This is a genomic window from Mesorhizobium sp. M7A.F.Ca.US.007.01.2.1 (genome assembly GCF_003998165.1).
Classification (GTDB): domain Bacteria; phylum Pseudomonadota; class Alphaproteobacteria; order Rhizobiales; family Rhizobiaceae; genus Mesorhizobium; species Mesorhizobium ciceri.
This window is the reverse complement of record NZ_RZQP01000084.1, coordinates 1-23,570: the sequence shown is the minus strand read 5'-3', so window position 1 is coordinate 23,570 and position 23,570 is coordinate 1. Positions and strand designations below refer to the sequence as shown.

The window sequence follows — 23,570 nt, the reverse complement described above, 5'->3', positions numbered from 1 at the left end:
ATGGTGGATGGCCCCAGGCGGCCGCGAGATCTGAAGGCGGTGACGCCGATCGCGCCCAAGATCCTGCAGCACAATGTCTATGGCTGGTTCGCGCGCGTCGACCGCGGCCTCTACGATCTTACCGATGCCGGCCGTGCCTCTTTGGTCCGTTGGCCGCAGGCATCGCACGACGAATCCCGACACGCAATTTTGAACGCAGCAGCCATATGATTGAAGATTCCCGCAACGTCCGAGGCGGTCCGCTCGGTTGATTTCTCCGACAAAATATGTTGCTTGTCCCGCCCATGAAGAAGCTCTGCATGACCGCCTTGGCGTCAGTGACACTGAGTTTTCCAGCCAGCGCAATGGACAATGCATTGCGCGCCGGACTGATGAAACTCGATCCCCAAACTCGCCTTGAACAGCGTTGCGACGCCGAAGTGCTCGACCGCATCACCCATGACGATCGCAAGTTCAAAGCCGATCGCGTCGTCGCCTACGCCTTTGCCACGCCCGAGATGGGCGCCGATGCAATCAAGAGCCCGGGTGCTGCGTTTCGCAGCAAGGGGCAGTGGTATAGGCTGAAATTCAAGTGCCAGACCGGGCCGGACCATATGGAAGTCTTGCAACTCCGCTACCGGATCGGCGACGAGATTCCGGAAGCCGACTGGGCAAAGTATAATCTCTACGATTGATTTGCGATCGGCCATGGTTTTGCTTGGCTGTCGGCGAGTGCCGCGAGCATTGGATCTGGCTTGACGTAACGATGCTTCGGTGATGGCGCCACGCGTGATCCCTTGACGCCAAGGGACCACCAAGTTAGGGCCTCTGGGTAATCGACGAACACTCGGCAAAATCAGCAAGGGCTTCCGGTCGATGGACATTTTTTTCAGCGCTGCCAGCCTGACCGCCCTGCTCCAGGTCATCGCCATCGACCTCGTGCTGGCCGGCGACAATGCGATCGTCATCGGCCTTGCCGCTGCCGGCCTGCCGGCTGACCAACGCAAGAAGGCGATCCTCATAGGCGTGATTGCGGCAACGGTGCTGCGCATCGGTTTTGCCGCAATTACCGTCAAGCTGCTGGCGATCGTCGGCCTGCTGCTGGCCGGCGGCATCCTGCTGCTGTGGGTCTGCTGGAAAATGTACCGCGAGCTGCGCACGTCACATGCCGATGAGCTGGAAGCGACCGAGGCGCTGTCGAATTCGGACCTCAACAGTGACCAGGCAGTCGCCGGCAAGTCGAAGCGCAAGACCCTTGGCCAGGCTGCCTTGCAGATTGTCGTCGCCGATGTGTCGATGTCGCTCGACAACGTGCTGGCGGTGGCTGGAGCGGCGCGTGATCATTTTCCGGTGCTGGTCATCGGCCTTGTGCTGTCGATCGCGCTCATGGGGCTGGCTGCGACCTTCATTGCCAAGCTGCTGCATCGCCACCGCTGGATCGCCTATGTCGGCCTGCTGATCATACTCTATGTCGCGCTGGATATGGTCTATCGTGGCGCGGTGGAGGTCTGGCCACATGTGAACAACGTGGTCGGCTGAAGCTGGCGGACATCCGCGTCTTCACTCCGTCGAAGCAAGACCGCCGTGCGTTTTGCCGCATCGCGGGCCTGCCCATACCAATGCCGCAATAAGTGTGGTACTGCGCCGGCAATCCTGAAAAGCCCGGAAACCCTCTATGTCCGCTCCCCGCGTGAGTTTTGTCAGTCTTGGATGCCCGAAGGCCCTCGTGGATTCGGAGCGCATCATCACGCGCCTGCGCGCCGAAGGTTACGAAATCGCACGCAAGCATGACGGCGCCGACCTCGTCGTCGTCAACACCTGCGGTTTTCTCGATTCCGCCCGCGACGAGTCGCTCAACGCCATCGGTTCCGCGCTTTCGGAAAACGGCCGAGTGATCGTCACCGGTTGCCTGGGCGCCGAGCCGGACGTCATTCGCGAAAAGCACCCCAATGTGCTAGCGATCACCGGGCCGCAGGCCTATGAGAGCGTGATGGCCGCGGTGCATGAGGCCGCACCGCCTTCGCACGATCCCTATATCGATCTCCTGCCGCCGCAGGGTGTCAAGCTGACGCCGCGTCACTACGCCTATCTCAAGATTTCCGAAGGCTGCAACAACCGCTGCACCTTCTGCATCATTCCCGCACTGCGTGGCGACCTCGTCTCGCGGCCGGCGGCCGATGTGCTGCGTGAGGCTGAGAAACTGGCCAAGGCTGGCGTCAAGGAACTTCTGGTCATCTCGCAGGACACCAGCGCCTACGGCATCGACATCAAGTACCAGACGTCGATGTTCGGCGACCGTGAAGTGCGCGCAAAATTCCTCGATCTTTCGGAGGAACTGGGCAAGCTCGGCATCTGGGTGCGCATGCACTATGTCTACCCCTATCCGCATGTCGCCGACGTCATCCCGCTGATGGCGGAGGGCAAGATCCTCCCTTACCTGGATATCCCGTTCCAGCATGCCTCGCCGCAGGTGCTGAAAAACATGCGACGGCCCGCGCATGGCGAAAAGACGCTCGAGCGCATTCGCGGCTGGCGCGAGGTCTGTCCGGATCTGGCCATCCGCTCGACCTTCATCGTCGGCTTCCCCGGCGAGACGGATGACGATTTCGAGATGCTGCTCGACTGGCTCGATGAAGCCAAGATCGACCGCGCCGGCTGCTTCAAATACGAGCCGGTCCGCGGCGCCCGCTCCAACGATCTCGGTCTCGAACAGGTCCCGCAGGAAATCAAGGAGGCGCGCTGGCACCGCTTCATGCAGCGTCAGCAGAAGATTTCGGCGACACAGCTGGCCAGAAAAGTCGGCAAGCGCCTCCCGGTGCTGATCGACGAGGCGCATGGCACATCGGCAAAGGGCCGCACCAAATACGACGCGCCCGAGATCGATGGCTCGGTGCACATCCAGTCGCGTCGTCCGCTGCGCCAAGGCGATATCGTCACCGTCAAGATCGACCGTGCCGACGCCTATGACCTCTATGGTTCGGCGGTCTGACGCCTCGTTTCGCGTAAATTTACTACATCTGGCGATAATCTAGGCCTCTTAACCCGCTCAGCCGCGATCCGCTCTATGGTTTGCCGACCGTAGATGCGGGAAATGCGGATGAACACCAGACCTGCGGAACAAAATTACATTGCGACGCTGGACCTGCTCAGGCTGGTCGCGGCGATGGCTGTCGTGTTCTTCCACTATTTCTTTCGCGGCGCGGCTGCCGAGGGCATTCTGGCTGAGGGTTATCCGCTTGCGGCACCGTTCGCCCTCTACGGCTATCTCGGCGTCAATCTGTTCTTCCTGATCAGCGGTTTCGTCATTGCCTGGTCGGCGGAAAACCGCAGTTGGGACCAGTTTGCGGTCGCGCGGTTCGTTCGCCTCTATCCGGGCTTCCTGCTCTGCATGACGATCACCTTCGCGATTGTCTTCCTTGCCGGGTCGCCGCTGCTTTCGGCCTCTTTCGTTCAGTATGCCGCCAATCTGTCGATGTTCGCGCCGGCGTTCGGCCAGCCCTTCATGGACGGCGTCTACTGGTCGATCGTTCTTGAGCTGGTGTTCTACGGCTGGGTGACGCTGGCGCTGCTCACCGGGCTGTTTCAGAAACGCAAGCTGGAGCTGATCTTGATCTGGCTGGCGATCTCGGCCTTGAACGAGTTCTTCATCGGCAGCGGCGCCGCCAGGCTGCTGTTCATCACCGAGTTTGGACCGTTCTTCGCCGCCGGCGTGCTGGTCCACCACCTGCATGCGCATGGCCGTTCACTGCCTGCAATGCTGCTGCTTGCCGCCGCGTTCCTGATCTCCTGCGGCACGCTGTCGGTGACGCAGCACTGGATGCTTGGCCACTACGGCATTGCCGTTTCGTCGGCCAATCTGGTCATCGCCAACGTCGTCATGCACGCGGCCTTGATCGGTGCGGTGCTGCTGCGCGGCCGTATCAGGGCATCGGGGCTCACCCTGGCGCTGGGCGGGCTGACCTATCCGCTCTATTTGCTGCACCAGGACATCGGCTATCTCGTCATCAATGCGGCAACGCCCCTTATCGGCAAATGGTTTGCCGCCTTTGGCTGCGGCGCACTTATGCTTTTCGTTTCGTGGGCAATCTGGCGCGCCTGCGAACGACCCGCACAGCGGCTGCTGAGGATTTGGCTCGGCCGCGCGGTCGATGCTGGCCTGGCGCGATTTCGTCGCGTCTCAGCCGGAGCGCAGCCCGCCGAATGAAAAAGGGCGCCTCGCGGCGCCCTCCTCATTTCGATCTCTTGCGCTACTTACTGCGGCAGCTTGTCGTCGACACCCTTCACATAAAAATTCATGCCGAGCAGCGTGCCGTCATCGGCGACTTCGCCATCCTTCAGCCACGGCGTGCCGTCTTGCTTGGCGATCGGCCCGGTGAAGGGGTTCCAGCCGCCGGCGATCTTCTTCTCGGTGGCCTCCGCCATCGCCTTCACGTCGTCGGGCATGTTGGTGTAGGGGGCGAGCTTGACCGCGCCGTCCTTGATGCCAAGCCAGACATTGTCCGGCTTCCAGGTGCCGTCGAGGGCTGCCTGGACCCGGCTGATGTAATAGGGACCCCATTCGTCGGTGAGCGAGGTCAGCTGCGCGTTCGGCGCGAACTTGATCATGTCGGAGGACTGGCCGAAGCCGTGCAGCTTGCGCTCCTCGGCCACCTGCAGGGCAGCGGTCGAATCGGTGTGCTGGACAATAATGTCGGCACCCTGGTCGAACAGCGCCTTGGCGGCGTCGGCTTCCTTGCCCGGATCGAACCAGGAATTCACCCAGACGATCTTGGCCTTGAAGTTCGGGTTGATCGACTGCGCGCCGAGCATGAAGGAGTTGATGCCCATCACCACTTCGGGGATCGGGAAGGAAACGATGTAGCCGGCAACGCCTGCCTTCGATTCCTTGGCGGCGATCTGGCCGAGCACATAACGGCCTTCATAGAAACGCGCATTGTAGATGCCGAGATTGTCAGATGTCTTGTAGCCGGTGGCGTGCTCGAACATCACCTTCGGGAATTTCTTGGCGACCTTCACTTCTGGGTCCATGAAGCCGAAGGAGGTGCCGAAAATGATCTTGCAGCCTTCGCGTGCCAGGCGCTCGAAAGCGCGGTCGGCGTCGGGGCCTTCCGAGACGTTTTCAAGATAGGCGGTTTCGACCTTGTCGCCGAGCGCCTTCTCCACTTCGAGACGGCCCTGGTCGTGCTGGTAGGAATAGCCGAAATCGCCGATCGGGCCGGTGTAGACCCAGCAGGCCTTCAGCTTGTCCGCGGCCTCGGCCGTCGCTGCCAGCGACATGGCGGCGGTCGTGGTCATCAGGGCAATAAGCAGTTTTTTCATCGTGTTACCTCTCTGAGTTAGCCTTGGAGCTTCCCGTTTGTTTTTGTTGTCAACGATCCGGAACGAATGGCTGCCCCAAGGAAGCCGGCGTGTTCATCATCGTCAGACGCTTGTTGCGCGAGATTAGAACGAGAACCACGACGGTTGCCAGATAGGGCAGCGAAGAAAGGAACTGTGAGGGCACTGGAATGCCAAAAGCCTGTGCATGAAGCTGGCCGATCCATACCGCGCCGAAGATGTAGGCGCCGGCCAGCACCCGCCATGGCCGCCAGGAGGCGAACACCACCAGCGCCAGCGCGATCCAGCCGCGGCCGGCGCTCATGTTCTCCACCCATTGCGGCGTGTAGACCAGCGAGAGATGGCCGCCGGCGAGACCGGCACAGGCGCCGCCGAAGATGACCGCGAGGTATCGGTAGCGGATGACCTTGATGCCAAGCGCATGCGCCGAGGTGTGGCTGTCGCCGATCGAACGCAGCGTCAGCCCGGTGCGGGTCTTGAACAGGAACCACATGACGGCGGCGGTCAGTGCGATCGAGATGTAGAAGATCGGATCCTGGCCAAACAGCAGCCTGCCGACCACAGGGATTTCCGTCAGGCCGGGAATGTCGAGGTTGGGCAGCCTTTCGCCGGGCTGGCCGACGAAGCTGGTGCCCATCATGCCGGACAGGCCAAGGCCGAGCAGCGTCAGCGACAGGCCGGTCGCCACCTGATTGGTGGCCAGCGACAGCGTCATGACGGCAAACAGCAGCGAGAACACCGCGCCCATGGCAATGGCCGCCAAAAGGCCGATCCAGGGTGATCCGGTGAGATAGGTTGCGCCGAAGCCGCCGACGGCGCCCATGATCATCATGCCTTCGACGCCGAGATTGAGTACGCCGGAGCGCTCGACCACCAGCTCACCGATTGCCGCGATCAGCAGCGGCGTTGCCGCGGTGGCGATGGTCAGAAGGATGTTTACGGTGATGTCCATCAACGGGCTTCCTTCAGCTTCGGTGCGGCTTCGAGTTTGGCCACGCCTTCCGGTTTGGTCAGCGCCAGGCCGACCAGACGTATGCGGTAGTGGATGAGCGTGTCGCAGCCGAGCACGAAGAACAAAAGCATGCCCTGGAACACCCGCGCCACCTTGTCGGAGATGCCGAGCGCGCTCTGCACTGCTTCGCCGCCGAGATAGGTCAGTGCCAGCACCAGTCCGGCGGCAACGATGCCAAGCGGGTTGAGACGGCCGAGGAACGCCACGATGATGGCGGTGAAGCCGTAGCCGGGCGAAATGACGGGCTGCAGCTGGCCGATGGCGCCCGAGACCTCCGAGATGCCGGCAAGTCCCGCCAGCGCGCCCGACAGCAGGAAGGCAAAGAACACCATCCGGTTGAGGCCGAAGCCGGCGAAGCGTCCTGCCCGCGGGCTCGAGCCCAGCACGCGCACCTCGAAACCTTTCAGCATGCGGCTCATCAGGATCCAGACCAGCACCGCGGCGACCAGCGCGAAGACAAAACCCCAGTTTGCCCGTCCGGCATCCGGCATCAGTTCCGGCAACACGGCCGAATCGTTGAACTGGATGGTCTGCGGGAAGCCATGGCCCTGCGGATCGCGCCAGGGGCCGCGCACCAGCCAGTCAAGGAAAAGTTGCGCGACATAGACCAGCATCAGGCTGGTCAGGATCTCGTTGGTGCCGAAGCGCGTCTTGAGCAGAGCCGGGATCGCCGCATAGGCCGCACCTCCGACCATGCCGAGCAACAGCATCAACGGCAGCACCAGCGGGCCTTCGAACTGCGGAAACAGTACTGGAAGCATCGAGCCAACGATGCCGCCGAGGATGAACTGGCCTTCGGCGCCGATGTTCCAGATGTTGGCCTTGTAGCAAACCGACAGGCCGACAGCGATCAGGATGAGCGGCGCGGCCTTGATCGCCAGCTCATGCAACTGCCAGATTTGGCTGATCGGCTCGATGAAATAGATGTTGAACGCAGTCAGCGGATTGACGCCGAGCAGTGCGAACATGACGGCCCCGGCAATGATGGTCAGCGCGAAAGCGATGAACGGCGACAGGGCCGAAAACAGCATGGAGCGCTGCGGGCGTTTGACGAGTTCGAGGCGCATCATGCCGTCTCCAACGTGTGTTCGGCGTGACCGGGTTCGGCGCCACCCATCAGCAAGCCGACCTTCTCGAAGGTCGCTTCGGCGATCGGCATCGGCTTCGACAACTCGCCATTGTGCATGACCGCGATCGCATCCGAGATCTCGAACAGCTCGTCGAGATCCTGGCTGATCACCAGCACCGCTGATCCGCTGCGCGACAACTCGATCAAGGCCTGGCGGATGTGGGCGGCAGCGCCCGCATCGACGCCCCAGGTCGGCTGGTTCACCACCATGACGCTTGGCCGGCGGTCGAGTTCGCGGCCGACGATGAATTTCTGCAGATTGCCGCCCGAAAGAGCCGCGGCCTCCGGATCCGGCGCGCTCTTGCGCACGTCCATCGCCTCGATGATGCGTTGGGACGCGGCCTGGATGGCGGCGCTCTTGACCATTCCGCCGGAACCGACGAACGCCTTGCCGTCGGTGGCATGGCGCGACAGCAGCAGGTTTTCGGAAAGCTTCATGCGCGGTGCGGCACCGTGGCCGAGGCGCTCCTCCGGCACGAAGGCAGCGCCCAGCAGGCGCCGTCCGGTGATGGTGAGGCTTCCCGAATCCTTGCCGCGAATGCGCACCGAGGCGGCATCCTGCTGCAGCACTTCGCCCGAAACGGATTCGAAGAACTCGCCCTGACCATTGCCGGCGACGCCGGCGATGCCGATCACCTCGCCGGCGCGGACGTTCAGGTTGATGCCCTTGAGCGGGATCGAGAACGGCGTCGCCGGTTGGCGGCTGAGATTGCGGATTTCGAGCAGCGGCTGCGCCTTGTCGATGCCCTCGACCGGCGCGCGCACCACGGCCTGCACCTCATTGCCGACCATCATTCGCGCCAGCGAAGAGGCTGTTTCCTCACGCGGATTGCAATGGCCGACCACCTTGCCGTGGCGCAGCACGGTGGCGCGGTCGCAGATGCGTTTGACCTCTTCGAGCCGGTGCGAGATGTAGAGGATGGATTTGCCTTCCGAGCGCAGGCGCTCCAGCGTCTCGAACAGCTTGTCGGCTTCCTGCGGCGTCAACACCGAGGTCGGTTCGTCCAGGATGATGAGCTGCGGCGTCTGCAGCAGGCAGCGGATGATTTCGATGCGCTGGCGCTCGCCCACCGACAGGTCGCCGACCAGCGATTCAGGATCGAGCGGCAGGCCATAGCTGAAGGAAAGCGCCCTCGCCTTCGCAGCGATGCTGCTGATCGGCGAGCCGTCGTCCAGCGACAGCGCGATGTTTTCGGCCGCGGTCAGCGCCTCGAACAGCGAAAAATGCTGGAACACCATGCCGATGCCGAGCTTTTTCGCGACGCCCGGGCTGGAAATCCTGACGGCCTGACCGTTCCAGAAGATCTCGCCGGCATTGGGCTCCAGCGAGCCGAAAAGCATCTTGACCAGCGTCGACTTGCCGGCGCCGTTTTCGCCGAGCAAGGCGTGGATCTCACCCCTGGCGATGTCGAGATCGATATGATCGCACGCCGTCAGCGTGCCGAATATCTTGGTGAGGCCACGCACCTCAAGCAGGTTCGTGCCGTCCTGATTTGCACTCACAGTGCCTCCCATCTGGTTAGCCAGACATGTTCTGTGTTCCCGCAGGCATGGTAGGCGCGGCCGGCTCTCATCGGAAAGCGGCACACGTCTTGAAAGAGCTTCAAGAATTTCAGCGGAAATTCAAGGGATAGCAAGGCAGAACGAACTAAGGGATGAGAATGGTCGTCCCTGTGGTCCTGCGGCCCTCGAGGTCGGAATGCGCCTTGCCGGCGTCCTTCAGCGCGTAGCGCTGGTTGATCCGGATCTCGACCGCGCCGCTGAGCACGACCTCGAACAGGGCGGCAGCAGAAGCGTCGAGGTCCTCGCGTTTTGCGTTGTAGACGAACAGTGTCGGCCTTGTTGCGAACAACGAGCCCTTCTGTGCCAGCAACGACATGCTGAACGGCGGTATAGGTCCCGAGGACTGGCCAAAGCTGACGAACATGCCGAGCGGCCGCAGGCAGTCGAGCGAAGCCGGAAACGTGTCGTTGCCGACCGAATCGTAGACGACATCGCATTTCTTGCCGCCGGTGATGGCGGCGACGCCGGCGACGAAATCCTGTTCCTTGTAGTTGATGACGTGATCGAAACCATGCGCCCTGGCGAGCTCGATCTTGTCGGACGAGCTGGCGGTGCCGATGACGGTGGCGCCGAGATGTTTTGCCCATTGGCCGAGGATCAGGCCGACGCCGCCTGCAGCGGCATGGAACAGGATCGTGTCGCCGGCCTTCACCTTGAACGTCCGGCGCAGCAGATATTCCGCGGTCATGCCCTTCAGCATCATCGCTGCGGCCTGTTCGTCGCTGATGCCATCCGGAACCTTGACGACGCGGCTGGCATCGATGACGCGTTCTTGCGCGTAAGCCCCCGTCGTCACGGCATAGGCGATGCGATCGCCCGGATTCAGCCAGTCGACGCCATGGCCGACCTCCAGCACCACGCCGGCGGCTTCGCTGCCTGGCACGAGCGGGAAGCCGCCGGGTGGCGGATAGAGACCGGAGCGATGGTAGACATCGATGAAATTGAGGCCGATCGCGGTGTGCCGGACCAGGATCTGCCCGGATCCCGGCTGGCCGGGATCAGCGTCCTCATAGGTCAGAACTTCCGGGCCGCCATTGGCATGAATGCGGATCGCTTTGGACATTGCTAGGCTTCCTGTGGGCTAGGCTTGTGGGGCCAGGCTCCCTGTGGGAGTGGCCGATCAGGCCTTTTTGGCACCGAGATTGGGAAAGAACTGCATGATGCCACCGATGCAGGCAAGATAAAGCCCGGTGATGGTGATGCCGATCTTGGTGAAGGTGCTGACCTGCTCGCCCAGCACGCCGATCTGATCGTAGAAGGCGGCGAGCGCCGCTTGGGCCAGGGCAAGCGCGCCGAAAGCGCACCACAACAGGGTCATCCCAAGGTTGATGCGCCGCAGCCGCACCACCCGCACCGGGTGGATGAAGTTGATCGGCACGAAAGTCAGGACGCCGGCCACCACCACCACCGCGAACGAAACCCATTGTCCGGGCTCGATGACGAACAGGGTGAACACCACCATGTTCCAGACCACCGGGAATCCCTTGAAGAAATTCTCCTTCGTCTTCATGCCGGTGTCGGCATAGTAGATGGCGCTGGAAACGACGATGATCGCCGCCGACAGGAATGACAGGCCCTCGCCCATGAAGCCGCGCTGATAGAGCGCGAAGGCCGGGATCAGCACGTAGGTCACGTAGTCGATGATGTTGTCGAGCAGTTCGCCCGACCATGTCGGCAGGATCTCCTTGACCTCGAGTTTTCTGGCGATCGGCCCATCGATGCCGTCGACGAACAGGGCCAGCCCGAGCCACCAGAACATTGCGGTCCAGCGCTCTTCACTTGCCGCCACGAGCGACAGGAAGGCCAGGAACGACCCCGAGGCGGTCAAAAGGTGGACGGAGAACGCCCTCGCCTGCGGCCAGGTGACCTTCTTCTTCGGGCGCGGAATCCGGTCCGTGATCTTTTTGGCGGCTTTTCGTGCTGCCAAATTCCTGGCCGTTGTGTTCTTGCTCACGGGCCCCGCCAATCCAGCTTGCAGATTTCGGCCGAACGGCCGGCGAAATTCCAGTTGCGGCCAAAAGCCCGCACCTTGCTCTTGTCGGACCTGGCCACGATGATCTCGGGCGCGATCCAGTATTCCGAATTGCTGATCACCGTATCCTTGTCACGGTCCTTGCCTTGGATGGGTGTGACCGCTCCGTCGATAATCCTGGGTATCTGGAAGATACGCGTTTTGTCACGCGTCTCATAGGTGATCGGCACCTGCTCGACACCGAGGAATTTGCCGACGAGGATTGAGAGCAGCGATGTGGTTCCACCTGCCTTGCCCGTGAAGATCTTTGTCAGCGCCTTGACCGCATAGACAGAGGCGCGGCTGTCGATGAACAGGCCCGCGGTCCAGTTGCCGCGGCTCATATAGCCTGGGATTTCCATGATCAGCCCAAGATTGAGCCCGGACAGATCGACCTCACCGAAATGGCCGGCATCGATGCGAAACCCGGCCCATGTCTGGCAATAGCCTTCGGTCGGCGGATGATTGCCAAGCGAGAGCACGCAAGGGCAAAAAACCGTGCAATTGCAGGAGAGTACGAGCTCTCCCTTCATCGCCCAGCTCTGGTCTGCCATCGATTTTCCCCCACTCACAGCGAGACTACTAGCAGCGCGGCTGCCCAGACAAGCAGTATCGCACCGGCCAGCCGGGTTGGAACCCTGCTGGCCGTTTGTTTTTCGATCAGGGTGAACAGGCCGATCAACGCCATCCAGAAAACGTTCATGACGCCCACGGCGAACATCACCAGCATCAAGGCCCAGCAGCAGCCCAGACACCACAGACCTTGCGCGGCACCGAGCCGAAAGATGTTAAGGGGCCTTGCGCTCCAGCTCGCGAAAAGGATCGAGAACGGGTTCCTGCATTTCTTCAGGCAAGCTTCCTTCAGGCCGCTGAACTGGTAGAGGCCGGCAATCAGCAGAGCGAGCGCACCGGCAATGCCGACGACCGGATCGAGAATCCCGGCTGACGAAGCGAATGCATGGACGGCCAAGGTCAGCGCCGCGAACACAATTGAAGCGGCGAGCCAGACGCTGAGATAGCCGGCGACCAGCAGCAGCGGGTGAACGACCGGTTCGCCCTTGATGCGTGCCGTGTCAGCGATCTCGCAATAGGTGCGTATCATCGGCGCCGCCGAAGGCAGCATCGTCGCGATCGCCATCAGGAACCACATCGAAACGAGCGCGCCGGCCCGCAAGCCGAGACCTGCGTCCAAAGGCACCGGTGAGAGGCACAGCACAAAGAACCGTTCCAGGAAATCGGGCAGCGGCAGTTGCGGCAGGCTGCGAAGGATCGTGTCGCCAGGGGCGCCGACGCCCGCAATCCCTGTTTCAGCCCCGCGGATTGCCATCGCCGCAAGAGACAGCCATGCAAGCAGGATGCAAGCGCCGACAACGACGTTTACCGTAACCCGGGGATTGCGCGCGATGCCGGCCATGGCGCGGCCGGCGCGGTCGAGATGGCTGAAGTCGTCCTGCTGGCCGGTCATGACATCCGAATGGGCCGAATCGCCGCGTTGATCAAGCGGCATGATCTGACCTATATGCTGATCGAACGGCAGGTCGGGTGGACCGCCTCGCATTGCAAGCCGGAAGCCGATCTTGGAGCATCAGCAAACTGCGCGGATACTGGTTGCCGGCACGGGGCCGGCAGGGCTGATCGCGGCACTGGGTTTTGCCGCCGAAGGTTTCCCGGTGACACTGGTCGGGCCGGAGGCCACCGCCCCCGATGGTCGCACGACGGCCCTGATGAACCCTGCCTTGAAAGTGCTCGACCGGCTCGGCGTGCTCGAAGCCGTCGTATCCAAGGCGGCGCCTTTGAAGGTGATGCGCATCGTCGATGCCACCAGCCGGCTGATCCGCAGCCCGGTCGTCACCTTCCGCGCCAGCGAGATCGACGAGGATGAATTCGGGCTGAATCTTCCCAACAGCGTCCTCACCCCGGCACTCGCCAGCGCCGTTGCCGCGCGCGCCGGCATCGACTGGCTGAGGTCGATGGTGGCGAACTGGCATCTCGATGCCGAGCATGTTCGTGCCGGCCTCGCCGACGGCAGCTCGGTTGACGCATCGCTGGCGGTCGCCGCTGACGGACGCTTGTCACCGGCGCGCCAGGCGGCCGGCATCTCGACCTCGGCCCGCTCCTATCCGCAGGCAGCTCTCGTCCTCAATTTCGGCCATAGCGGCGATCACGCCTTCACCTCGACGGAATTCCACACCGAGACCGGTCCGTTCACGCAGGTCCCGCTGCCCGGCAATCGCTCCAGCCTGGTCTGGGTGGTCAAGCCCGAGACCGCGACCGAGCTCGCCGCGCTGGACGATGCGACACTTTCTCAGCGGGTCGAACAGCAGATGCAGTCGATGCTGGGCCGGGTGGCTGTCGAGCCGGGCCGGCAGATCTACCCGCTATCGGCGGTGACGCCGCTTCGTTTCGCAAGGGATCGGGTGGCGCTGGTCGGCGAAGCCGCCCATGTGTTTCCGCCGATCGGTGCGCAAGGCCTCAACCTCGGCATCAGAGACGTCGACGATCTAATTGGAATCGCTTGTGAAAATCGATCCGATCCGGGCGCAGCCAAGGCGCTTGCAGCCTACGATTTCAAGCGCCGCCCCGACATTCTGGCGCGCAGCAGCGCGGTCAACCTGCTCAACATGTCGCTGCTTTCCGACATGCTGCCGGCGCAGATGGCCCGCGTTGCCGGGCTCGGCGTGCTCGGAGGCTTCGCGCCGCTTCGGGCTTTTTTCATGCGCGAGGGGCTTCGTCCCGGCAGCGGTTTTGCCGCGCTTGCCGGCGGGTTAGGGAAACAGGTCCGGCGCTAGGATATTGTGCCGGATCAGGTAGAGCAGCCCGGTAACGGTCACGACCGACAGGCAGGTTGTGATCAGCACACTGGCCGACGCTCGCTGTACCCAGACGCCATACTGCTGGGCGATGACGAAGACGTTCGTGGCGGTCGGCAATGCGGCCAGAAGCACCGCCGAGAAGACCCATGTCTCAGAGAAATTGCCGATCCAGCTCAGCACGACATAACAGAGCAACGGGTGCAGGATCAGCTTCAGCGCGGCGATCGGAACCATCTCATGCGGGACGCGATTGAGTGGCCTGAGCGCCAGCGTGACGCCCATGGCAAACAGCGCGCAAGGTGCGGCCGCACGGGAAAGATATTCTAGAAATCGCTCCACCGGCACGGGCGGTCGAAAGCCGATATAGGCGGCGCCGACACCCAGGGCGGTTGCGATGATGAACGGATGCAGCACGATCTTGCGCAGGACGCCCAGGGCAAGCCGGAGAGGAGTGGTCTTCTCGTCGCCAGACAGCGCCATCATCATGGGCGCGATGGCGAAATGCATGATGTTCTCGAAACAGAAGATCAAGGCGACCGGCACAGCCGCCTCCTCGCCGAAGGCCAGCAGCGCCAGCCCCGGCCCCATATAGCCGATATTGCCATAGGCGGCCGCGAGCGCCTTGATGGTCGATTGCGCTATCTCGCCGCGCGAGGTCAGGACCGACCCCATGAACATCAAGGAAAATATCATGAAGGTCGAGACGACCGAGCCGAAGATGAAGCGCCATTCCGTCAGGTCTTCGAACGGCGTCTTGGCAAGCAGTTGGAAGAAAAGTGCCGGCAGCGCGACATAGACGATGAACGTGTTCATCCAGCCGAGCGCGTCCAGCGGCTGCCTGGTGATGCGCGCCACCAGAAACCCGACAAAAATCAAGCCGAAGAACGGAAGAACAAGACCGATGACGTCAGACATTTTTATGCTGGTCCGAAACCCTGGCGCCGGGCTAACCCGTTGCTTAATAGGGCGTCAAGCGCCTCGGGATTGAATTGATGCGCGGTCTGCGCCAAATAAGCTCAAGGAACTCAGTGGTGAGTACGATGAAAACAGCCAAATTCGCAATCGGACAGGTGGTTCGCCACCGGCTGTTTCCATTCAGGGGCATCATTTTCGATGTCGATCCGCAATTCGCCAACACCGACGAATGGTACGAAGCCATCCCCGCCGACGTGCGGCCGCGCAAGGATCAGCCTTTCTACCATCTGCTCGCCGAGAATTCGGAGACCGAATACATCGCCTACGTCTCCGAGCAGAACCTGCTCGAGGACCAGTCGGGCGAGCCGGTCCGGCATCCGCAGATCAAGGAAATGTTCGACAAGAAGCCGGACGGCGGCTACCAACAGAAGCGGCAGTCCAGGCATTAGCCTGCTGGAAGACAGTCACAAAAAAGCGGGGCATGAACCCCGCTTTTTTGTTGGCTCGGCGATATCGGCCGATCAGTTGGCGGTCTTCGCCTTGTCCTGCTCTTCCTTGAGCTTCTTGGCGAAATCCTGGTTGTTCTTGGCGACGAAGTCCTGAAGCTTCTTCTGCCTGTCCTCGATGTCCGACTGCTGCAGCGCCGGGCCGTCATAGGCGCCGCTGAAGCCCTGCAGGGCGATCTTGATCGGATTGGGCTGATTCTGGAAATTGACCGAAGTCAGCGTGATCGCCTGGCCTTTCTTGAATGCCGCGACGAGCTGATCGGTCAGCGGCACTTCGGCCACGCAACGATCCGGGAAGCAGATCACATAGTCGAGCTTCTGCGCCTTGCCGGTGTCGATCTGCAGGCCGATGCCGGGAGGCACCAGACGGCCGGTCGGAACCGTCACCTGGAACACCTTGCGGTTCACCTTGCCCTTGAGCTCGATCAGGCTGACGCCGGTGACCAGCTGGCCATTGCCGGCAGTGGTGATGTTCTGGACGTTGCAGATGTCGACATCTTCCTGCTTGGTGCAGGCCTTGAACCAGCCTTGCGGAATCTGCTGCTGCTGCTGTGCGGAAGCGGCGGGAAGCCCTGCGCCGAGAAAGCCGACCACGCCAGCGGCCATGACCGACAGGCGGTACGCGTTGCTGTTCAGGCTCGTCATGTCGTGCACTTCCTCTCAAATGATCCCGGGACCGGCTTCTTCGTGCCGTGTGGTCCAGCTACCTGTTGCCGAAATGAGGCAACAGAATGACTTCGGAGGGCGTGTTACACTGCAAGCGAGGCCGAATCCAGCCCGGCGCCTGCGATTCTTGGCCGTGCGATTTGGGCCGTGCGATTTGGGCTGATGTATCTGGCCGGAGCGCGGTGGCGCCATGCTAGGGTGCAGTCCGAATCATCAAGCCGCCCAGTAAGGAGACGGTCATGGGCCGCGTTCTTGTTTGGCTGATCACCGCGATATCGTTTCTCGCCCTTTCGCATCAGCCGGCCGCATCGGAGCCGAAGCACGCCATCGCCATGCAGGGCGAGCCGGCGCTGCCGCCCGACTATACGCATTTCAACTACGTCAATCCCGACGCGCCGAAGGGTGGCTCGATCACCTATTGCGTCGTCGGCAGCTTCGACAATCTCAACCCTTTCATCCTCAAGAGCCTGCGCACCACGGCGCGCGGCATGATGGATACGATCTTCGGCAATCTGGTCTTCGAGCCGTTGATGCAGCGCAATGCCGACGAGGCTTTCACGCTCTACGGTTTGTTGGCCGAAAGCGCCGACATGGATCCGGAGCGCAAGAGCATCGAGTTCCATCTCAATCCGAGGGCCAAATGGTCGGACGGTCAGCCGGTGACGCCGGAGGACGTGCTGTTCAGTTATGATGTCTACACCGACAAAGGCCGCCCGCCTTACAGCGACCGCATGGCCAGGGTCGCCAAGCTCGAAAAGACCGGCGACCACAGCGTGCGCTTCACCTTCAACGACAAGGCCGATCGCGAATTCCCGCTGATCATCGCGCTGACCCCGATCATCCCGAAGCACGCCTTCGACAAGGAGACTTTCGACAGGACGACGCTCAAGCCGGTGATCGGCAGCGGTCCGTATACGATCGCGCAGGTGCAGCCAGGCCAGCGCATCGTCTTCAAGCGCAACCCGGACTATTGGGGCAAGGATGTCCCCGCCAAGCGCGGTTTCGACAATTACGACCAGATCACCATCGAGTATTTCCTCAACGCCAACGCCAAGCTCGAAGCGTTCAAGAAAGGCCTCTGCGCCATCGATGACGACAGCGATCCGGTGAAGCGCGAGCGCGATCTCGATTTTCCGGCCTTCCACAAGGGGGACGTGATCGCCGAAACCTTCGACACCGGCATTCCGCCGGTGGTGACCGGTTTCCTGTTCAACACGCGGTTGCCGAAATTCGCCAACCCGGTCGTGCGGCGCGCGCTCGGCATGCTCTACGACTTCGAATGGGCCAACAAGAACCTGTTCGGCGGCAAATACACGCGCACGATGAGTTACTGGCAGAATTCCGAGCTTTCCGCGCTCGGCCATCCGGCCGACGACAGGGAGAAAGCGCTTCTGGCGCCCTACCCCGGCCGCGTGCCGGCCGATGTCATGGACGGCACATGGCGGCCGCCGGTGACCGACGGATCGGGCCAGGATCGGCGCGTCTTGAAGGCAGCTTTCGATCTTTTGAAAAGTGTCGGCTACCACGTGCAGAATGGAACGATGCTTGATCCCGAAGGCAAACCCTTCGGCTTCGAGATCCTGACCGCTTCGCAGGACGAGGAGCGCCTTGCCGGCATCTATCAGCGCACGCTGGAGAAGATCGGCATCAATCTCACCATTCGCAGCCTCGACGGCGATCAGATACAGTCGCGCAAGCAGCGCTTCGATTTCGAGGTCTTGGTCGGATCGAGCGGCTTCAACAATTCGTTGTCACCCGGCATCGAGCAGAGCGGGCGCTGGAGTTCGACTGCCGCCCGGACGGAAGGCTCGTTCAATCTCGCCGGCGTCGCCGACCCGGCTGTGGACGCGGCAATCGAGGCGATGCTGCGCGCCCGTTCCAAGGAGGATTATGTTGCCGCCGTTCGCGTTCTCGACCGGCTGCTGATCTCCGGCAACTACATGGTGCCGATGCAGTACAACACGCAGCAATGGATCGCCTACTGGAACTACCTGGAACATCCGCAAAAGACGCCCATATTCGGATATCAACTGCCAACATGGTGGCGCAAACCCAACTGAGGGATCAGGAGATCGAGATGAGCGAATTGAACGCCATCACCGTCGATGTGGTGTCCGATGTCGTCTGCCCCTGGTGCTTCATCGGCCAGAAGCGGCTCGACAGGGCAATCGCCGCCGTCGGCGATGTCGACGTGCATGTCCGCTGGCGGCCGTTCCAGCTCGATCCGACCATTCCGCCTGAAGGCAAGGACCGGCGCGAATACATGCTGGCAAAATTCGGCAGCGACGAGCGTATCCGCGAGATTCACGACCGCATCGAGCCGCTGGGCGAAGCGGAAGACATTTCCTTTGCCTTCGACGCCATCAAAGTGGCGCCGAATACGCTGGATGCGCACCGGCTGATCCGCTGGGCAGGGGCCGCCGGCGAAGCCATTCAGAACAGGCTTGTACGGCGGCTGTTCCAGCTGAATTTCGAGGAAGGCGCTGACATCGGCGACCATGCCGTGCTGGTCGAAGCCGCGCGCGAGGCTGGCATGGATGCGTCCGTGGTCGCCTCGCTTTTGCCGACCGAGGCCGATGTCGAGGCGGTGCGCACCGAGATCGCCACCGCGTCGCGCATGGGCATTTCTGGTGTGCCGTGCTTCCTGCTCGAGGACAAATACGCCGTCATGGGCGCGCAGGATGCCGATACGCTGGCCGATGCCATTCGCCAGGTGGCGGCCGCCAAGGCGCGCGGCGAACTGGACAAGGCCGGCTGAGGCCGGCCGGCCTCTCCTCTCCGCGACAGCGGCAGACGTTACTTCGCCGTCGCCTTGGCCTTGCTGATGAAAAATCCATGGCCGTTCGTGGCCGTGCAGGTCAGTCCCTTGGTTGACGACTGGCACGAGAACGGCCCGGCGCTCCAGCTGTTGCCGTAGCCAAGCTTATCGACATCGCTGCAGCAGCCCTGCTCGCCTGGGTTCTTGATCAGCGTTGCTGGCCCCTTCGGACCCAGGATAATCGTAAGGTAGCTCGGCTCGACGCGCGAGCAGCTCAGTTCCGGGCCGCCATCCCTCGGCTCATAGGTGCCGGTGCCGCCTTTGGGCGTGTAGATGCAGCCGATGTTGCCGGACGGCGTGTTGAACTCGATCTGGCCCTCGGCGCTGGCCGGAATGCTTTGCTCGCCGGCATGCGCCAAAGGTACAAAGGCAAAGAGGGACAGGATTGCGGCCGCGCGTGCAAGCATTGGGAGCTTCCTTATTGGAGAACCGGACATGCATGAGTGTCGACGATGCCGGGCAAGGTTCAATTCCAAGCGGATGAATTGTCAAACGCAGTCCCTTGTCTGACCCGACAAGACGGAACGCGCCGCTCGATCGATTCTCCCGTCAATTCCTGCCCCCGGCAGGGACGACCACGGCAATCCTGGCGAGTCACGAGCCGCAGATTTTCGAGCTCTCTGGGCCGTCCGCAGTGAGAAAACCGATCGCTCGACACGATTTCGAGTTCACGAAACCGTGTGAAAGCCTTCCCTAAGGGAAGCCGCACCAGCGTCACGACTCGATAGATCAAGCGATTGAAATTAAAAGCAATATCTGGCTTTTTGCCAACCGTTGTCGCTATATTTCAGCATGTAATCTGTTGCCTCACGGCAACGGCTGCCGGGGCAATCCGGTCGGCCCGGTTTTAAATTAATGGAAAATGATCAATTGGTGTTACCATCCGTAACAAAAGAAAAAAGGTTTGGGCGGGATAGTGATTCGGGTCGGTAGACCATCGCAAGAGTCAGTACCGGAAAAAACACCTCGCGATGCCGCAGGGCGATCGCTTCTGACGCCGGTGTCGTCGATGCGCAGCTTCTGGGGCCTGATGCGGGCCTACTGGGTTTCCGACCGCTGGAAGGAAGCCTGGACGCTGACGCTGGTGATCGCGCTGCTCACGGCGCTGTCCAGCAAGGCCGGTGTCTGGTTCGCCGAAGCCTCGGGCGAACTGGTCAATTCCATCGCCTTCTTCCATGACGCCGCCAACACCACGCCGCTTCGCTCGCTTTTGGTCAATGCCGGCGTCCTCGTGCTGCTGGTCGTACTCAAGGACGCTGGCTTCACCGGCATCCGCAACCTTGTCTCGGCGACGTTGCACCGCAAATGGCGCGGTTGGCTGGACAGCCGCTTCAATGAAGCGCTGCTGGACGGCAATCATACGCATTTCCATGCCCAGCACGCGTCGACCGGCAGCGGCGCACCGGCCCCCGACAACATCGACCAGCGCGTCCAGGAATCCATCAAGGACATGACCGGTGGCGCCATCGGGCTCGCCATGGGTGTGCTTGGCGTTGCCACATCGCTCTATTTCGTCGGCCAGAAGCTGCTCGAAAACTCCGTCGAGGTGAAGGGGCTGGAATTCCTCGGCAGCTATGGCAGCGCCATCCTCGCCTTCCTGGCCGTCGCCACCTACGTGCCGCTGAACACTTGGATCGCGGTCAAGCTCGGCGGCCTGCTCGAGCGCCTCAACGTCAGGATGCAGCAGGCCGAGGGCAGCTATCGCGGCGAGCTGACGACATTCCTGCGGCGGTCCTTCCACGTCGCGGCGTCTCAGGGCGAAGGCGTGCAAAGGACCATGCATGGCCGGCTTTATGTCGACATCGACGGCACCTGGACGCGGCTGAACATCGTCAACACCGTCTACATGTCGTTCGAGCTGATCTACAATTTCATCGGTGCCCGCATTGTCGCCTACGGACCGGGCCTGGTGCCGTTCATCCACAACGGTCTCGACCTCAAGGGCTACATAACCGGCTCCGAGCTGGTCAATTCGCTGATCGGCCAGTGTTCGTGGTTCATCCACGTCATGCCCGCCATCGCCACGTTGCGCGCCAACAGCCAGCGTGTCACCGAGCTGGCCAATGCGATCGAGAATGTCCAGCATCCGCAGGAATTCTACAGCCAGACCGGCCGCTCCGACTTCCACTATGCCAGCCAGAACCCGGTTTTCGGCCTGACCATCCAGAAGCTCGAACTGGCGCATCAGGGCGAGGACGCGACGCCCTTTCTCAGCGCCGCCAATCTGCGCTTCCGGCGCGGCGAATGGACTTTCCTGAAAGGCGAGTCCGGTTGCGGCAAGACCTCGCTGATCAAGGCGATCAACGGCCTGTGGCCCTATGGCCGCGGCACCATCGTCTTCCCCGAGGGCGTCAAGAGTTTCTATGCCGCCCAGGAGGTCAAGCTGCAGCCTGTGTCGCTGAAACAGTTGGTCTGCCTGCCCGGCTCCGAGCACGACCATGGCGATGCGCAGGTGGCGTCGGCGCTGCACAAGGCGGGGCTCGGCGACTTCATCGAGCACATGGCCGGCGAAAGCCGCGAAGGCAAAAGCTGGGACCAGGTTCTGTCGGGCGGCCAGAAACAGAAGCTGGTGGTGGCCCGCATCGTGCTGCAGCAGCCGGGATTGCTGTTCCTCGACGAGGCGACCGGCGCGCTCGACCCCGATGGCAAGGTCGCCTTCCACCAGGCCATCAAGGACAACTGCCCAGATGTCACGGTGATCTCCGTCATGCACGAGGCGGTGGCGCCGAGATCGATGACGGGCAGCGAATTCTATCACAGCATCGTCGCGATCGCCGACGGCGTCGCCACCAAGAAGCCGCTGGTTCCGACCCTGCCCGCCGAACTCACCACCATTCTCGTGCAGCCAAGGCCGGTCCCAAGGCCGGTCGAGGACAAGTGGCTGCGCTTCTCGCGCCGGCTGAAGCAGAAATAACGGTTATTCCGCCCTGGTCTGCCTGGTCGAACGGCGGCCGGTGATCACAGTCTCGCGATCTTGCCCGCTCGTCGGCATTTTCCCTCCTCACCGCGATTGACACGGCAAGGCGCGCTCCTATGTTGCGCCCCCTTGCAGACAATCAAACGCGAACCCGCAAGCAGAAAGGTCACCGCGCCATGCCTGGCGACAGTCACAGTCGAACGCAACAGCCGTCCGCCCTGACGTGACCTCACATGGTTCATGTCCTGCCGGACGGCAAGGAGTGAGCCATGAACGAATTTACCACGGTGGCAAGCGACGAGGCCGTCGCGATTGCCCGTATCCTAGCCAACGATCACGTCGCCGACATTGTCGAGGCCCTGAACAGGGAGCCTCGAGAGACCGCGACGGAACTGCTCTGTGAAGTGACGTTCGAACGTCTGGTCGAGATCTTCGATCAGCCGGAACTCGACGGCGCGTCGGAACTCATGGAGGCGCTGCCGCGCGCCAAGGCGGGCAAGCTGCTCACCGCCATGTCGGTCGACCGGGCAGCCGACATTTTGCGCGAGCTCGACGAGCCGGCGCGTTCCGAGCTGCTCGGCGGACTTGCGCCGCCGCTGCGCGCAACGCTGCTCTCCATCCTCGGCTATCCCGAAGGCAGTGCCGCATCGATCATGACGACGGAGTTCGTCAGCGTGCCCTCGGACTGGAGCGTCGGGCAAACGCTCGACTACATCCGCAAGGTGGAGCGGACGCGCGAGACCGTCTATGCGATCTATATCGTCGATCCGCAAACGCACCTGCTTGTGCGCTCGACGGGCCTGCGCCGGCTGATCACCGGTGAGCCGGACGATTCGATCATGACGGTGGCGCCGGATCATCTTCCGGTGACGGTCGGCCCGCTGACCGATCGCGAAACGCTGGCGCAGACGATCTCCAAATACGATCTGCTCGCCGTTCCGGTCGTCGACCATGGCAAGATCCTCGGCATCGTCACCATCGACGACATCATCGACACGATGATCGCGGAGACGACCGAGGACGTGCACCGTTTCGGCGGTATGGAGGCGCTGGACGAGCCGTACATGAAGATGAGCTTCCTCGCCATGATCAGGAAACGCGGCGGCTGGCTGTGCGCGCTGTTCATCTCGGAGATGCTGACGGCCAACGCCATGCAGAGCTATGAGGGCGAGCTGGAGAAGGCGATCGTGCTGACGCTGTTCATCCCGCTGATCATGAGCTCCGGCGGCAATTCCGGCTCGCAGGCGACCTCGCTGGTCATCCGCGCGCTGGCGTTGCGCGAGATCGGTCTTGGCGACTGGTGGCGGGTGGCGCTGCGCGAGCTGCCCACCGGCCTGGTGCTGGGCGCCATGCTCGGCGTGGTCGGCGTCTGCCGCATCGCGCTCTGGCAGTATATGGGCTTCTACGACTATGGCCCGCACTGGCCGCTGATCGCCACCACGGTGGGTGCTGCACTGGTCGGCATCGTCACCTTCGGTTCGCTGTCGGGGTCGATGCTGCCGTTCGCCTTGAAGCGCATCGGCTTCGATCCGGCCAGCGCATCGGCGCCGTTCGTTGCCACGCTGGTCGATGTCACCGGGCTGGTGATCTATTTCTCGGTGGCGCTGGTGATCCTGCGCGGCACGCTGCTGTAGCAACCATCTCCGCCGTGGCATGTCCTTGCCGCGGCGGAGTTCCTCAACCCGGCTTTGCCGTCAATCGACCCGCTCGCCGTCCTTCACGCGATAGGTCGGCTTGTACATGGTGACCAGTTCTTCCGCCGCTGTCGGATGCACGGCCATCGTACGGTCGAAATCGTCCTTGGTCAGGCCGGCCTTCAGCGGGATGCCGAGAAGCTGCGCCATCTCGCCGGCATCCGGCCCCAATATGTGGGCGCCAAGCACTTTCTTCGACGCGCCATCGAC

At 62.2% G+C, this 23,570-nt stretch carries 22 protein-coding genes and 1 pseudogene; 11 read left to right on the top strand and 12 right to left on the bottom strand.

The window, feature by feature from the left end:
- From EN949_RS17040 to EN949_RS17020, 5 genes are all read left to right on the top strand, one after another.
- Nucleotides 1-210 (top strand): DUF2161 family putative PD-(D/E)XK-type phosphodiesterase (locus EN949_RS17040; RefSeq protein WP_245472431.1); only part of this gene is annotated, 210 nt, incomplete at its 5' end.
- A 56-nt stretch (nucleotides 211-266) separates the two neighbouring features.
- Nucleotides 267-674, top strand: a complete 408-nt coding sequence (locus EN949_RS17035) for a DUF930 domain-containing protein (protein ID WP_032808257.1) — start codon at nucleotides 267-269, stop codon at nucleotides 672-674.
- A 181-nt stretch (nucleotides 675-855) separates the two neighbouring features.
- On the top strand, nucleotides 856-1,518 hold the full coding sequence (locus tag EN949_RS17030) for a TerC family protein (protein ID WP_013531644.1): 663 nt from the start codon (nucleotides 856-858) through the stop codon (nucleotides 1,516-1,518).
- 136 nt (nucleotides 1,519-1,654) lie between these two features.
- Entirely contained in the window at nucleotides 1,655-2,968 is a 1,314-nt protein-coding gene (gene rimO / locus EN949_RS17025; RefSeq protein WP_013531645.1) for a 30S ribosomal protein S12 methylthiotransferase RimO, read from the top strand.
- Between the two features lie 108 nt (nucleotides 2,969-3,076).
- Nucleotides 3,077-4,183, top strand: a complete 1,107-nt coding sequence (locus EN949_RS17020) for an acyltransferase (RefSeq protein WP_063168007.1) — start codon at nucleotides 3,077-3,079, stop codon at nucleotides 4,181-4,183.
- 47 nt (nucleotides 4,184-4,230) lie between these two features.
- Here EN949_RS17020 and EN949_RS17015 read toward each other — a convergent pair whose 3' ends face one another.
- The 8 genes from EN949_RS17015 to EN949_RS16980 form a co-directional block, all read right to left on the bottom strand.
- Nucleotides 4,231-5,298, bottom strand: a complete 1,068-nt coding sequence (locus EN949_RS17015; protein ID WP_013531647.1) for a BMP family ABC transporter substrate-binding protein — start codon at nucleotides 5,296-5,298, stop codon at nucleotides 4,231-4,233.
- A 49-nt stretch (nucleotides 5,299-5,347) separates the two neighbouring features.
- Nucleotides 5,348-6,268, bottom strand: a complete 921-nt coding sequence (locus EN949_RS17010; RefSeq protein ID WP_024503273.1) for an ABC transporter permease — start codon at nucleotides 6,266-6,268, stop codon at nucleotides 5,348-5,350.
- A complete protein-coding gene (locus EN949_RS17005) occupies nucleotides 6,268-7,398 on the bottom strand; it encodes an ABC transporter permease (RefSeq protein WP_013531649.1) in 1,131 nt (376 codons plus the stop codon). The genes EN949_RS17010 and EN949_RS17005 overlap by 1 nt, the downstream gene beginning before the upstream one ends.
- The gene (locus EN949_RS17000) at nucleotides 7,395-8,972 is read right to left on the bottom strand and encodes an ABC transporter ATP-binding protein (RefSeq protein WP_063168006.1); all 1,578 of its coding nucleotides are present in this window, start codon (nucleotides 8,970-8,972) and stop codon (nucleotides 7,395-7,397) included. The genes EN949_RS17005 and EN949_RS17000 overlap by 4 nt, the downstream gene beginning before the upstream one ends.
- 133 nt (nucleotides 8,973-9,105) lie before the next feature.
- On the bottom strand, nucleotides 9,106-10,083 hold the full coding sequence (locus EN949_RS16995; RefSeq protein ID WP_063168005.1) for a quinone oxidoreductase: 978 nt from the start codon (nucleotides 10,081-10,083) through the stop codon (nucleotides 9,106-9,108).
- A 57-nt stretch (nucleotides 10,084-10,140) separates the two neighbouring features.
- The gene (gene pcsA, locus EN949_RS16990) at nucleotides 10,141-10,947 is read right to left on the bottom strand and encodes a phosphatidylcholine synthase (protein WP_024503276.1); all 807 of its coding nucleotides are present in this window, start codon (nucleotides 10,945-10,947) and stop codon (nucleotides 10,141-10,143) included.
- A 23-nt stretch (nucleotides 10,948-10,970) separates the two neighbouring features.
- Nucleotides 10,971-11,585: a DUF1326 domain-containing protein gene (locus EN949_RS16985; RefSeq protein ID WP_127366283.1), complete on the bottom strand. Its 615-nt coding sequence runs from the start codon at nucleotides 11,583-11,585 to the stop codon at nucleotides 10,971-10,973.
- Nucleotides 11,586-11,599: 14 nt separating this feature from the next.
- Nucleotides 11,600-12,538 (bottom strand): DUF2182 domain-containing protein, encoded by a 939-nt coding sequence (locus tag EN949_RS16980; RefSeq protein WP_082826671.1) that lies wholly within the window; start codon nucleotides 12,536-12,538, stop codon nucleotides 11,600-11,602.
- Between the two features lie 70 nt (nucleotides 12,539-12,608).
- Between EN949_RS16980 and EN949_RS16975 the strand changes: the two genes are divergently transcribed.
- Nucleotides 12,609-13,820 (top strand): UbiH/UbiF family hydroxylase, encoded by a 1,212-nt coding sequence (locus EN949_RS16975; RefSeq protein WP_063168003.1) that lies wholly within the window; start codon nucleotides 12,609-12,611, stop codon nucleotides 13,818-13,820.
- On the opposite strand, the gene EN949_RS16970 is transcribed toward EN949_RS16975, so the two are convergent.
- Nucleotides 13,797-14,759: an AEC family transporter gene (locus EN949_RS16970; RefSeq protein ID WP_063168002.1), complete on the bottom strand. Its 963-nt coding sequence runs from the start codon at nucleotides 14,757-14,759 to the stop codon at nucleotides 13,797-13,799. The two genes, EN949_RS16975 and EN949_RS16970, sit on opposite strands and share 24 nt — an antisense overlap.
- 125 nt (nucleotides 14,760-14,884) lie before the next feature.
- Here EN949_RS16970 and hspQ point away from each other — a divergent pair, with 125 nt between their 5' ends.
- Nucleotides 14,885-15,208 (top strand): heat shock protein HspQ, encoded by a 324-nt coding sequence (gene hspQ, locus EN949_RS16965; protein ID WP_024503281.1) that lies wholly within the window; start codon nucleotides 14,885-14,887, stop codon nucleotides 15,206-15,208.
- Between the two features lie 72 nt (nucleotides 15,209-15,280).
- Here hspQ and EN949_RS16960 read toward each other — a convergent pair whose 3' ends face one another.
- A complete protein-coding gene (locus EN949_RS16960) occupies nucleotides 15,281-15,910 on the bottom strand; it encodes an invasion associated locus B family protein (RefSeq protein WP_013531658.1) in 630 nt (209 codons plus the stop codon).
- Nucleotides 15,911-16,170: 260 nt separating this feature from the next.
- Here EN949_RS16960 and EN949_RS16955 point away from each other — a divergent pair, with 260 nt between their 5' ends.
- Nucleotides 16,171-17,991, top strand: a complete 1,821-nt coding sequence (locus EN949_RS16955) for an extracellular solute-binding protein (RefSeq protein WP_063168001.1) — start codon at nucleotides 16,171-16,173, stop codon at nucleotides 17,989-17,991.
- A gap of 17 nt (nucleotides 17,992-18,008) precedes the next feature.
- Entirely contained in the window at nucleotides 18,009-18,689 is a 681-nt protein-coding gene (locus EN949_RS16950) for a DsbA family protein (protein ID WP_063170238.1), read from the top strand.
- A 38-nt stretch (nucleotides 18,690-18,727) separates the two neighbouring features.
- On the opposite strand, the gene EN949_RS16945 is transcribed toward EN949_RS16950, so the two are convergent.
- On the bottom strand, nucleotides 18,728-19,156 hold the full coding sequence (locus tag EN949_RS16945) for a hypothetical protein (protein WP_024503284.1): 429 nt from the start codon (nucleotides 19,154-19,156) through the stop codon (nucleotides 18,728-18,730).
- Nucleotides 19,157-19,758: 602 nt separating this feature from the next.
- Here EN949_RS16945 and EN949_RS16940 point away from each other — a divergent pair.
- Complete coding sequence (locus EN949_RS16940) at nucleotides 19,759-21,663, top strand: ABC transporter ATP-binding protein/permease (RefSeq protein WP_164754878.1); 1,905 nt, start codon at nucleotides 19,759-19,761, stop codon at nucleotides 21,661-21,663.
- Between the two features lie 272 nt (nucleotides 21,664-21,935).
- On the top strand, nucleotides 21,936-23,300 hold the full coding sequence (gene mgtE / locus EN949_RS16935; RefSeq protein WP_064993196.1) for a magnesium transporter: 1,365 nt from the start codon (nucleotides 21,936-21,938) through the stop codon (nucleotides 23,298-23,300).
- A gap of 60 nt (nucleotides 23,301-23,360) precedes the next feature.
- On the opposite strand, the pseudogene EN949_RS16930 reads toward mgtE, so the two are convergent.
- Nucleotides 23,361-23,570, bottom strand: a pseudogene (locus EN949_RS16930) (glutathione-disulfide reductase); the annotation flags it as partial.